General features: G+C 47.9%; 8 protein-coding genes and 1 riboswitch. Of the genes, 7 read left to right on the top strand and 1 reads right to left on the bottom strand.

Features of this window, described 5'->3' with window-relative positions:
- Window positions 1-17 precede the first annotated feature (17 nt).
- Both J0A67_RS09035 and J0A67_RS09030 read left to right on the top strand, forming a co-directional pair.
- The gene (locus J0A67_RS09035; RefSeq protein ID WP_206568986.1) at window positions 18-1,271 is read left to right on the top strand and encodes a DUF819 family protein; all 1,254 of its coding nucleotides are present in this window, start codon (window positions 18-20) and stop codon (window positions 1,269-1,271) included.
- Window positions 1,271-1,513 (top strand): (2Fe-2S) ferredoxin domain-containing protein, encoded by a 243-nt coding sequence (locus J0A67_RS09030; protein WP_206568985.1) that lies wholly within the window; start codon window positions 1,271-1,273, stop codon window positions 1,511-1,513. Before J0A67_RS09035 ends, J0A67_RS09030 begins: the two co-directional genes overlap by 1 nt.
- A 27-nt stretch (window positions 1,514-1,540) precedes the next feature.
- On the opposite strand, the gene J0A67_RS09025 is transcribed toward J0A67_RS09030, so the two are convergent.
- Entirely contained in the window at window positions 1,541-1,861 is a 321-nt protein-coding gene (locus J0A67_RS09025; RefSeq protein WP_206568984.1) for a YbjQ family protein, read from the bottom strand.
- Between the two features lie 224 nt (window positions 1,862-2,085).
- Here J0A67_RS09025 and J0A67_RS09020 point away from each other — a divergent pair, with 224 nt between their 5' ends.
- The 5 genes from J0A67_RS09020 to metF all read left to right on the top strand — a co-directional run bounded on the left by J0A67_RS09020 (window position 2,086) and on the right by metF (window position 12,724).
- Window positions 2,086-6,411, top strand: coding sequence for a PAS domain S-box protein (locus tag J0A67_RS09020; protein WP_206568983.1), 4,326 nt, complete (start codon window positions 2,086-2,088; stop codon window positions 6,409-6,411).
- A gap of 56 nt (window positions 6,412-6,467) precedes the next feature.
- The gene (locus tag J0A67_RS09015) at window positions 6,468-7,784 is read left to right on the top strand and encodes a hypothetical protein (protein WP_241265124.1); all 1,317 of its coding nucleotides are present in this window, start codon (window positions 6,468-6,470) and stop codon (window positions 7,782-7,784) included.
- Between the two features lie 89 nt (window positions 7,785-7,873).
- Window positions 7,874-7,973, top strand: a riboswitch (SAM riboswitch).
- Between the two features lie 64 nt (window positions 7,974-8,037).
- Complete coding sequence (locus J0A67_RS09010) at window positions 8,038-9,093, top strand: homocysteine S-methyltransferase family protein (RefSeq protein ID WP_206568982.1); 1,056 nt, start codon at window positions 8,038-8,040, stop codon at window positions 9,091-9,093.
- Window positions 9,086-11,767 (top strand): methionine synthase, encoded by a 2,682-nt coding sequence (gene metH, locus J0A67_RS09005; protein ID WP_206568981.1) that lies wholly within the window; start codon window positions 9,086-9,088, stop codon window positions 11,765-11,767. Before J0A67_RS09010 ends, metH begins: the two co-directional genes overlap by 8 nt.
- A gap of 3 nt (window positions 11,768-11,770) precedes the next feature.
- On the top strand, window positions 11,771-12,724 hold the full coding sequence (gene metF / locus J0A67_RS09000; RefSeq protein ID WP_206568980.1) for a methylenetetrahydrofolate reductase [NAD(P)H]: 954 nt from the start codon (window positions 11,771-11,773) through the stop codon (window positions 12,722-12,724).
- The last annotated feature ends 173 nt before the right edge of the window (window positions 12,725-12,897 follow it).

Genomic DNA, 12,897 nt, shown 5'->3' with positions numbered 1-12,897 from the left:
AATCCCCAGATCAACACATGGAAGAAAACTCCCCATTGATTAGCAATGATGCCGTCGTTTTGGGCTTGCTGATGGCGACACTGGCATTTGTGTTTGCTACTTCGGCGAGCAAGCGCCCCTTTTGGGTCAAATTTTACACCTACGTCCCGACCGTATTGCTTTGCTATTTTATTCCAGCGGTGTTCAATTCTCTGGGCCTTATTTCGGGGGAGTCTTCTGGATTGTATCGGGTTGCGTCCCGCTACCTGCTGCCAGCCTCTTTGGTGCTGTTTACCATCAGTATTGACCTCAAAGGAATTCTCAAACTTGGCCCAAAGGCTCTCACGATGTTTTTGGCCGGAACTTTGGGGATTATGTTTGGAGGGCCCTTAGCCTTGTTAACCGTAGGATTTTTTTATCCTGAGATCTACTCGGGTACGGGGGCGGATGAGATCTGGCGAGGGCTCTCGACGATAGCGGGAAGCTGGATAGGTGGTGGAGCCAACCAAACCGCGATGCTGGAGGTGTTTGGCGCCAGCCCTACCTTGTTTGGACAGATGATTGCAGTAGACGTCTTGGTGGCAAATCTCTGGATGGCATTTTTGCTGTATTGGGCGGCCAAGCCTGAAAAGATCGACAAGTTACTCAAGGCCGATGCCTCAGGCATCTATCAGCTGAGGGACCGAATCGCCAAATACCGCGAGGGAATCATGAAGATCCCCAGTCTGGGAGACACGATGTTGATTTTGGGCTTTGGATTTGGAGTGACCGGATTATCCCATCTCTGTGCGGACTTTCTGGCACCTTGGTTTGAAGTAAACTATCCCCAACTCAATCAATATTCGCTTAATTCGGCCTTTTTTTGGATCGTGGTCATCGCCACTACAGCCGGTCTTTTGCTTTCGTTTACCCGCGCGCGTGAATTGGAGGGGGCGGGTGCCTCCCGAATGGGAAGCGTGCTCTTGTATATTTTGGTGGCTACCATCGGGATGCAAATGGATCTTGGCGCGGTGCTGGACAATCCTGTCTTCTTTTTAATCGGAATCCTGTGGATGATATTTCACGTAATGATCATGATTTTGGTAGCTTGGGTTATCAAGGCTCCGTTCTTCTATGTGGCGGTAGGTTCACAAGCCAATGTAGGTGGAGCTGCGTCAGCTCCTATTGTGGCGTCTGCATTCGATCCTTCTCTCGCTTCTGTTGGTGTACTGATTGCGGTTTTGGGATATGCATTGGGAACCTACGGAGGCTACCTTTGTGGATTGATGATGCAGGCAATCTCAGGAATGTAATGAAGTTTAGCAGACAATTGGTTTTGATATGCAGCGGGTCAGACTGCAAAAAGGCCGGTTCAAAACGAATCCGGAAGGAACTGAAGCATGCGGCAACCGAGGGTTCACTCCGGGGGCATTGCAAGTTTTTTCAGACAAAATGCATGGATATGTGCAAGTCAGCTCCCGTAGTGGTGGTGAATTCCCATTTTTGCAAAAAAGCAGATACCAAAACGGTGATGGATCAAATCAAAAAGGCCTGAGCCCGGGCTCAGGCCTTGCCGATTCATTTATAGTTTACTCACTTTCACGGCGGTGCCGCTGACGGTTACCATCAGCATCCCGTCGCGGATAGTTTCGTAATCCAAGTCGATACCCACGACGGCATTTGCGCCAAAATGCCTGGCCTGCATTTCCATCTCAGACATGGCGGTTGCTTTGGCCTCACGGAGCACTTGCTCGTATGCTGATGACCGTCCGCCGACTATGTCGGTGATGCTGGCAAAAAAATCTTTGAAGACGTTGGCACCAATGATTGTCTCTCCGGAGACGATTCCCAGGTATTGGTCGATTTGATATCCCTGCAATGACGGGGTGGTGGAAATGATCATAGAAATGGGTTTGGATTGAAATTAAATGTTGTTTAGAGTTTGAGACGGCTTTCTTATGCAGAATGTTTGCCTTAAATAAGCAGAAATTTCTACCCTTGATTTTGGATTCGGTTTCAGAAAAGCCGGCAACGTCTGGCAATTTTGAAGTTTTCAGTTTGTGTTTAAACTTTTCTTTTTAAATATTCCCGCCTTATTTGGGTTTCCAAAATCCGCTTCGACAATCGATGAGCCAGTTCCAGCAGTTTGACATTTCTGATTTTCTGGATGAAATACAGGAACCCATGTTCCTAATGGATAGAGAGGAGATCGTATTTGCCAACCGGTTTTTCAGAGAAAATTTTAGTCCATTGTCTGACGACTGGAATCTTTTTTTTGACGATTCAGATTTAGTCCGTGAGTTGGAAGTTTTTTTCGAAAAAGGCACAATCCCCAAATTCAGGTTCAAAAGGGAATTGTCGGATAAGAATGGCAATAACGTCCTGTTTGAATGGATGTTTATCAATCTGCCTTCCAGCTATTCTTCGCGTTTTTTGATCGCAAAGGGAAGCCAGATTAAATCACAAGAAACCAGAAGCAAGGCTGGCACCGAGACTACGACAGAGCCTTTGGCGGCCGAGCTCAGCTTCATGCAAAGCATCCTGAGCAACAGTCACGATCTAATTGCGATCCTGGACAAAGAGGGGAATTACAAGTTCATCAGCGATTCCGTCACCGACAAACTTGGCTTTTCCAAGTCCGATATTGTTGGGAAAAATTATAGGGAATTTTCTGAACGGGGCATCCTCGAATTGGTCAAGGGTGACTTTTCGGATGTGTTGGGCTCCCAGGAGGAAGTTGCCATTGATTTTTGGGTGAGATTGAAGGATGGAAAGAGGATCTATCTGGAGAGTTTTGCAAAGAACCTTTTGCATCATCCAGATATTCAGGGAATTATATTCAGCTCTCGGGACATTACTGAATACATCCATACAGAACGAACGCTGCAAAGGCGCTACGAAATTGAAAACCTCATCATCCAGATTTCTTCCAATCTGATCAACGGAAGCATGCGGGAGTTGGAGTCGGAGTATTTTGCAGCCATCGCGCGGCTCGGGGAATTTTTGCAAGCGGACCATGCGGACCTTTTGGTTTTCAACAGCGAGTCAGAGCGGCTCGAGGCGATAACCTCGTGGACCGCTGGCAAGAATCTCCCAACTCATTTTGAGCTTTCAAAAGAGGAATTACACGTGGTTTTTGAAAACCAACCTTTTTTGGAAAAGGGAAAAGTAAGGTTGGTGAAACCGGAATTGCCGGAGCAGCACGCGATACGGGATCTCTCGCACAGTAGGATTTTGGTTCCGATGATATCTGCCAATCGACTTCTTGGGCTCGTCCGGTTTCAATCTGAAACGCCAGACTTCCTATTTGAGGAAAGGGAAGTCCAGGTTTTGAGACAGCTTGGGGACGTACTAGCGGGAGCCTACTTGGCCAGTCAGATGACCCAAAGGTTGGAGCGAAACGAAAACCTGCTGGCCTACACGGAGCTGCTTTCCAAGTCCGGCTCTTGGAGGTTTAGCATCCACAAAAAACGCTTTTATTTCTCCGGCGGACTCGCCAGCCTTTTTGATCTGGGAACCAAGCCGATCAGCAAGGATTTTTTGTTCCTGATTTTCAAGATAGACAAGGAATGTCGGCGAGCCTTTATCCGCGATCTGAGAAAATCAATGGAAAGCTTGACAAGAACTTCCGGGGAATTCACCACGACGGACAAAGATGGCAAAGTAAGATTCGTCAGCTATGAGATCGAAGGCAGAAGGGAGTTTCTGAGCCATGCACTGGAGGTTTACGGCTTTTGTACCGATATCTCACACAAGAGAGCTTCTGACAGCTACCTTCGACTGCAGTCGCAGATATTGGCCCAGGTGAATGATCCCATTCTGGTGACCAACCTGAATTTTGATGTGATCTACCAAAATGAAGCGGCAGTTCAACTATGCTGCTTGGATAGGACGAGGGATTTCGAAGGGAGTTTTCCTGAGCTATTGTCTATCAAATGGAAAAGGGGCGAGTCGCTGGAAAAAATCTCCTCCAGTCTCAAAGTGGGAGAAGTCTGGAAAGCGGAGCGCCAGATCAAAACCCAGAAGAAGGACTATGCGCCTTTCGAATTGTCGATTCAAGCCATCCTTGCCGAAGGAAAGGAAAAGATAGGCTATTCGATCATTCTGCGCGGGCTGGAGGAAAAATACAAGTCGGAGCAGATCGCAAAGCGTGCAAAACTGATCGTGGAAAACAGCCCAGCGGTGCTTTTTCGAGTCGATCCCAATGATCGGTTTAGAATCCATTACATTTCCGAAAACATCAAACGATATGGCTATGAAGCAGCTAGCTTGATCGCAAAAAAGACTTCGATCTTGGAATTGCTGCATCCTGACGATGCTGAGATGGTCTTGGCAAAGTCCAAACGTGCAAAGGTAGATCAAGGCGTTCCCGCTTTCTCCGGAGAGTATCGTCTCCAGACTGCGTCCGGAGAGTTTGTTTGGGTGGAAGATCGTACACAAGATGTGATTGCCAAATCTGGTAAGATCGTATTGCATGAAGGCCTTTTCCAGGACATCACAGACCGCAAAAATCTGGAGCTTATCCAGAACGAGCGAGATAGGCAATACCGTGTTTTAGCTTCAAACGTCCCAGATACCAATATTTTCCTCATCGATTCCGGCAGAACCTACATCTTGGCGGAGGGGACTAATTTTGAGAAGTGGGGACTTAGCAGGGAGGATTTTGAAGGTAAAAACTTAAGGGATCTTCAGCTCACTCCCTACCAGGAAATAAGCGATATCATTGATCGTGTATACAATAACCAGGAAATCGTAGAGACCGAGTTTTTTCTAAAAGGCCGGAGGTACCATAGGACGATAAGGCCCATCGTCATCCAAGACCAGGTGAAATATGCTCTCAGTATCGTGAGGGATGTTCAAGACGAATACCAAGCAAAACTTGATCTTTTACAATCTGAGGAGAAATACCGAAGGCTGGTGGAGGAATCAACGGAGATCATATTCTCGCTGACGGAAACCTTCATCATCCACTACGTTTCACCAAATGTAAAGCAGTTTCTCGGATACGATTCTGAGTGGGTGACGGGACGGAGTATTTTTGATTTTTTGCATCCGGATGATTTGGGGGTGTTTCAGGTATTGCTAGGAGAAAGTAAGGATTTCCTGGCGAACAATCAGTTTCTGGAATATAGGCTCAAGCATTTCAACGGCGAATATCGGGTATTCAATTCCAACGGGAAGCTGATCGAAGACAAGAACGGAATCCATCGCTATTACACTGGCGTGGCACGTGACATTTCCAAACTGAAGGAAACCCAGCGGGAGCTTTTGCTGGCAAAGGAAAAAGCGGAGCAGGCCTCTCAGGTGAAATCCCAATTTCTTTCGGTGATGAGCCATGAGATTCGTACGCCGATGAATGCGGTCATAGGATTGGCCCATCTCATGATGGAGGAAAACCCTAGGGAAGACCAGCTCGAAAACTTGAAGACGCTCCAGTTTTCAGCTGAAAACCTAATGGGGCTAATCAATGATATCCTCGACTACAACAAGATTGACTCGGGAAAGGTGGAATTGGAAAAGGTGCCATTTGATCTGAGAAATGTCATTCACCGGATCGTCCATTCCCACAGCTACCAAGCCCACGAAAAATCCCTCAAAGTCACCTGTGAAATAGATGAAGGCATTCCCGAAACCTTGATCGGAGATTCACTTCGTATAGGTCAGATAGTCAATAATTTGGTATCAAATGCCATCAAGTTTACCGAAAACGGATTTGTGAGGATTTCTATCTCGAGAGAGTTCACTTTGGACAATAAGACCGACATTCGATTTGTCTTTGAGGACACTGGCATCGGAATTCCGGAAACGAAGATGAAGTCGATTTTTGAGGCCTTCACCCAGGCATCATCTTCTACCAGTCGCAAATATGGGGGCACAGGCTTGGGCTTGGCGATTGTTAAGCGTCTCGTGGAGTTATTCGGCGGGGAAATCGAAGTACATAATAGAAAAGGAGGGGGCAGTATATTCGAATTTACCATCCCCTTCGAATTTGTCGACTTGCGCAAGATCGAGGCAGAAAAAGCATTGCAAGCTTCCCAGCAAAGGACGCTGGAGAAAGCCTCCATCCTAGTGGCAGAGGACAATGTTGTGAATCAGATTTTGATCCGAAAATTCCTTAAGAAATGGAACGCGGGACATCTTGTGATTACTTCGGATGGAAGGGAAGCTTTAGAGCAGTTCGACTCAGGAGACTTTGATCTGGTACTTCTTGATCTCCAGATGCCCGAATTGGACGGCTTTGCTGTAGCCCATGCTATCCGCAACAATACAGATCCAAAAAAGAGGAATACACCAATTTTGGCTCTGACGGCGGCCTCCCTCAATGAGGTGAAAGAGGAGATGAGGGTGAGCGGAATGGATGACTTTGTGCCAAAGCCTTTTTCTCCGGAAGTCCTTTTTGAGAAAATTTTGCGGCACCTCAACCTAAAAGTTCGGGGTGCGAATGGGGTTTAGCATTAATTTTGCCCAGTCGCAGCGGAATGACTCCGCTTTGTCACAAACCTGAATTCATGACACCCTTCAGAAGGCTACTGCTTCTTATTTTCCTGATATCAATACCCAACTTCATAAATGCGCAAGAGCTGATCAACAAGCGTTCTTCATTTTATGCTTTTACAGGCATTTCGGGAGCCAAACTAAGGCAGTTTAACGAGATGCTTTCAGATCGAGGTTTGTCGCCCATGCGCAACAGGTACCGCTCTTATGGGCTTGGCTATCAGGCTCGAATCAACGATTTTGTGTTGGGTTTTGAACTTTCCCAACACCAAAGCAAGACCAGCCATTTTGACGAGTTCGAAATCAAATATCGGACCTCTAGGGCTTTGGTAAATGTAGGATATGCATTGACAGAAGAGGGCAAGTTCCAGCTGATTCACTACATGTCCTTGGGAGTAGGCTATCTGAACTTTGAAATGCTCCCATCCCAGCAGACCCAAAATCTGGAGGATTTTCTCTCTGATCCGAGCGAGGGGTTTGTCCTGAGGGAAAACAATATCCAAAAAGGCACCCAATACTTCGGGGACTTTCTCACCGAAATCGGTTTTCAGTTGAGCTATGATTTTGATCTTCCCGGCAGAAAAGAAGCATTTGAGGTACTGGCTAAGGTAGGCTATTCTTTCAGTCCCTTTGAGGGGAAGTGGCAGATGAACGGGCTTTCTTTTGACAATACCCAGTCAGGAGCCTTCGTTCGGATCGGTGCCGGTATTTCTCTTCCCGACCGTAATTTTTTCTACAAAGATGCCTCCATCGGTGTTTCGCTTTTCAGGGGATTCCATTTCAGCAAGCCTGACAGGCTGAACAATGAGCTGCTGCAAAAAGGCTATCAGCCCTTGGGCGGCACTCCTTCAAACTGGGGCTTGAGGATTTTGGGTGAAACAGACGGGCTACTCTATGGGGTCGATGTCTACAACTCTGCTATGAAAGGCCAGGCTACCAACTTCCAAGACCAATCCCTCAACAGCCTGAGAGTCTATGCAAATGCCGGGATGAAGTTTTTTCAATTCAAAAATTTTGCCGTTGGAGCAATGGGAGGACTCGGATATGGCAATATCCGCTATACGCTTAGCCAGGTGGAAAAACCTGATTTCCCAGAGCTATTTGAACAGCGATATTTTGATGGTTATTTGAAAAGCTCGGGTCTTATGGCGAAGCCGGAGGTGTTGGTCGAGTACGGGATCCCAATGACCAACCGAAAGCTGTTTGACCTAGTGCTGAGCGCATCCGCCGGATACGAAGTGGCCCTTGGCAACTACCGACTAGGAGAATTGGGTATGGCCCAGTTCCTCACCGGACCCGTCCTTGGCTTCAGTGTCGGAGTGCGTCCCTGATTCCCGTTTTATGAATTATCCTGAGAACAAAAAACACCGAATTGAATTTTAACTAGCGCATTTTGATAAAAATGCTGTTACCTTTGTGGGGCTTATCGAGAAAGACTGAGGGAAGGGCCCTGCGACGTCTTAGCAACCTGCAACCAAGGTGCTAACTCCCATTCCGGAGATGCCGGGAATAGATGAGCGGACAAGTACCTGTACTTTTCTCCGTAGTTTTGCTCGATTGGCTTTTTGAAACAACTATAACGCGATGCAAAACAGAACGGAATCCCTCCTCCACGCAGTAAAGAATCGGATTTTGATCCTCGATGGGGCTATGGGAACCATGATCCAGAGATATCAGCTTACCGAAGACGACTTCCGTACAGCGGAACTCAAAGACCATCCAAAATCCCTGAAGGGAAACAATGATCTTCTATCCCTGAGTAGACCCGACATCATCAAGCAAATCCACAGAGAATATCTGGATGCGGGAGCAGATATCATCGAGACCAATACCTTTTCCAGTACTACGATTGCCCAAGCAGATTACGAGCTTTCGCATCTGGCCTATGAGATCAATTTAGAGTCTGCCAAGATTGCTCGGGAAGTCGCTGACGAATTCTCGGCACGAGAACCACAAAAGCCCAGGTTTGTCGCGGGAGCGATCGGTCCAACTAACAGGACAGCCTCGCTCTCTCCCGACGTCAATGATCCGGGTTTTAGGGCAATTACCTTTGACCAGTTGGCAGAAGCCTATTCGGAGCAGGTCAGAGGCCTGCTGGATGGTGGTTCGGATATACTTTTGATTGAGACCATATTTGACACCCTCAATGCCAAAGCTGCTTTATATGCGGTGCAGGACGTATTTGAGGAGCGAAATATCCCCTTGGATCCAAAGGAGGGAGGCATCCCGATCATGATTTCCGGAACAATTACAGATGCGTCTGGCAGGACACTTTCCGGACAAACAACCGAAGCATTTTTGATTTCGGTGTCACATGTGCCTTTGCTTTCGGTCGGGCTAAATTGCGCTTTGGGAGCAAAGGAACTTCGCCCATATCTGAAGGTACTGGCCCAGAATGCTCCGTTTTACGTGTCAGCCTATCCTAACGCCGGCTTGCCAAACGAGTTTGGCGCATACGATCAGGGTGCCAATGAAATGGCAGACCAAGTACGGGATTTTTTGAAAGAGGGAATGCTGAATATACTCGGTGGATGCTGCGGAACCACACCGGATCATATCCAAGCCTTGGCCAAGCTCGCGGCCGAATATCAGCCTAGAAAAATAGAAGAAGTAACTGAGGAGGAAGAGAGCAATGTTTAAGAACTATATGAAACTTTCGGGCTTGGAGCCGCTGGTTTTCACCCCGAATATCAACTTTGTCAATATCGGTGAACGGACAAATATCACCGGCTCTCGGAAGTTTGCCCGGCTGATCCTAAACGGCCAGTACGACGAAGCCCTTGAAATAGCTTTGGATCAGGTACGCGGAGGAGCGCAGGTCTTGGACGTGTGCATGGACGAGGGGATGCTCGATGGGGAGTATGCAATGGTCAAATTCCTGAACCTTATCGCTTCCGAGCCCGAGATCAGCCGTATTCCCATCATGGTTGATAGCTCCAAGTGGAGTATCATTTTGGCAGGCCTGAAGTGTATCCAAGGTAAGGGTATTGTCAATTCCATTTCCCTCAAAAACGGGGAGGCTGAATTTATCCATCAGGCCAAGACCGTCAAGAAGTTTGGCGCCGCAGTGGTGGTGATGGCGTTTGATGAAGTTGGACAGGCGGATACCTATGAGCGCCGGATCGAGATCTGTGAGCGCAGCTACCGTATTCTAGTCGACCAGGTTAGATTCAATCCGCAGGATATCATCTTTGACCCGAATATCTTTCCGGTGGCGACCGGCATGGAGGAACACCGCAAGAACGCCTTGGATTTTTTCCTCGGAACCAAGTGGATCAAGGAAAATCTGCCAGGAGCAAAAGTCAGCGGCGGAGTCAGCAACGTCTCTTTTTCTTTCCGCGGCAATGACCGGGTAAGAGAAGCGATGCACGCTGCTTTTCTCTACCATGCGATTCACCATGGCATGGACATGGGCATCGTCAACCCGACCATGCTAGAAGTCTATGACGATATTCCAAAGGATCTTCTGGAGCGGGTAGAAGACGTGCTTTTTGACAAAAGGGATGATGCCACAGAGCGCCTGTTGGACTTTGCCGAGACAGTAAAGTCTGCGGGGAAAAAAGAAGTGGTCAATGAAGCGTGGAGGTCGGATTCTGTAGCAAAGCGCATTGAGCACGCTTTGGTCAAGGGAATATTGGACTTTATTGTAGAGGACACTGAGGCTGCCCGTCTCGAGCTGAACAATCCTCTAAAGGTGATTGAAGGGCCTCTCATGGACGGGATGAACGTAGTTGGCGACCTATTTGGAGAGGGAAAGATGTTCCTTCCCCAAGTGGTGAAGTCGGCTAGGGTGATGAAAAAGGCGGTGGCCTATCTTGAGCCGTTTATGCCTTTGCCTGAAGAGGGGCAAGAAGCATCCTCTCTAAAGAAAATCCTGCTTGCGACCGTGAAGGGCGATGTACATGATATCGGCAAAAACATCGTCGGCGTCGTATTAGCCTGCAACAGCTACCAGATAATAGACCTCGGCGTGATGGTGGGCTCTCAGAAAATCATTGATGAGGCAATCAAAAACAAAGTAGATATCATCGGGCTCAGCGGATTGATTACTCCTTCTTTGGACGAAATGGTCAATGTAGCTTCCGAAATGGAGCGCCAAGGGTTGAAAATTCCATTGCTGATCGGGGGTGCTACTACGTCCAGGATTCATACCGCCGTTAAAATAGATCCGGTTTATTCCGGCACGGTCGTCCACGTAACCGACGCAAGTAAATCTGTTCCAATTGCAGGAGAGGCGATTTCTGAGGAAACCAAAGAAGCTTATCGCCTGCAAATCAAAGAAATCTATAGACAGTTGAGGGAAGAGCATGAAGCTAAGCAAGCTGTGAAACAGCTGGTGAGCTATGAGGAAGCCAAAGCAAATCCGGTTGAGATAGACTGGGTAGCCTTCGCGCCGATTAAGCCAAACGTGCTTGGAAATACCGTCTTGGAAGACTTGGACCTTTCCATCCTGAGAAAGTACATTGATTGGACACCGTTTTTCAGTACATGGATGCTAAGCGGAAAATATCCAAAGATTCTCGAAGACCCAACGGTGGGAGAAGAAGCCAAAAAGTTGCTTGCCGATGCCCAGGCGATGCTGGACCGGATTATTGCAGAGAAATGGCTTTCTGCCAATGCTGTTTTCGGGCTTTATCCAGTGCAGCGTTCCGCCGATGACGTTGTAGTCTTTGATTCAAGCGGGCAGACTTTGGCGAGTTTCCACTTTTTGCGCCAGCAGGGTAAGAAAGGAAAGGGAGTGCCGAACCGCTCGCTCGCCGACTATCTGCATCCTGTAAAGACCGATTACATCGGTTGCTTTGCGGTGACTGCTGGAATGGGGATGGAAACCAAGCTGGCCGAGTTTCAAGCCGCTGGAGACGATTACAATGACATTCTTTTCAAAGCACTCGCTGACCGCTTGGCAGAAGCCGCAGCGGAGTACCTGCACGAGGAAGTCAGAAAGAACTATTGGGGCTATTCGACGGAGGAAAGCCTGGACAACGATTCCCTCATTCGTGAAGAATATCCGGGAATACGTCCGGCGCCTGGCTATCCTGCCTGTCCGGAGCATTCCGAAAAGGAAACCATCGCCCGCCTGCTGGACTTGGAAGCTTCCGCTGGGATTACGTTGACCTCCAGCTATGCCATGTACCCGACCAGCTCCGTCTCCGGATTCTATTTTGCCAATCCGGAAAGCAGGTATTTTGGACTGGGCAAAATCGGAGAAGACCAGGTAGCCAGCTATGCGGAGCGAAAAGGGATTACCCTCCAGCAGGCGGAACGGCTACTTTCCCCAAATCTTGCCTATTCTCCAGCACCTATTTTAAGTTAATTCATGAAAATAACAGATCACCTAAAAAACGCGAATTCGACGCTTTTTTCATTTGAAATCCTGCCCCCGCTCAAGGGGCAAAGCCTAAAGGAACTTTTGGAAGGAATTGCTCCATTGATGGAGTTTAAGCCGCCTTTTGTGGATGTGACTTACCATAGGGAAGAGTTTATCTACAAGAAGCATCCGAATGGACTTTTGGAGAAAGTAAGCACCAAAAAACGGCCGGGCACCGTAGGTATCTGCGCTGCGATCATGAACCGGTTTCATGTGGATGCGGTGCCGCACTTGCTCTGCGGAGGCTTCACCAAAGAGGAAACCGAGAATGCGCTGATTGACCTGAACTTCATCGGTGTGGACAATGTCCTCGCCCTTCGTGGAGATGCGCCCAAGACCGAGGGCAGGTTCATCGCGGAGCCTGAGGGCCACAGCTTTGCCAGCGAGCTGGTGGAGCAGATTGTGCGGATGAACAATGGGCGCTATTTGCACGAAGAGACCGAAAACAGCTATCATACCGATTTTTGCATTGGCGTAGCAGGCTATCCGGAGAAGCACTTTGAGGCACCAAGTATGAAATTCGACCTAAAATACCTCAAGGAAAAAGTGGACAAAGGAGCGGAGTACATTGTGACCCAGATGTTTTTTGACAATCAGAAGTATTTTGAGTTTGTAGACAAAGTGCGTCAAGCGGGAATCACGGTTCCGATTATTCCAGGAATCAAACCCATTGCGACTATGGGGCAAATCACCAATCTGCCGAGGACTTTCTTCTTGGATTTGCCGGATGAGCTTACTGATGAGCTCGAGAAATGCAAGACCAATGCAGATGTCAAAGCCGTCGGGATCGAATGGTCGATCAAGCAATGCAGGGAATTGATCGATGCTAATGTCCCATCGCTTCATTTCTACACGATGAGCAAGGCGGACACGACTTACAAGATTGCAAAAGAAGTTTTCTAAGGTCCTTGATTTCTGTTAGTCCAAAAGGCTCAATTCCAGACGGAATTGAGCTTTTTCTTTTGATAAACGAAGATTATATTCTCACTGATCGAAATAGTTTACTTTGCTTACTCGGGAGGGCAATTAAATCTAAAGAGAGGCTGCCGGTTCGGTTTAAGTCGAGTTGGTAGTCA

It is taken from the genome of Algoriphagus aestuariicola (assembly GCF_017254835.1).
GTDB lineage: Bacteria > Bacteroidota > Bacteroidia > Cytophagales > Cyclobacteriaceae > Algoriphagus > Algoriphagus aestuariicola.
The sequence above is the reverse complement of the archived record's forward strand: the minus strand, read 5'-3'. Positions and strand labels throughout refer to the sequence as shown.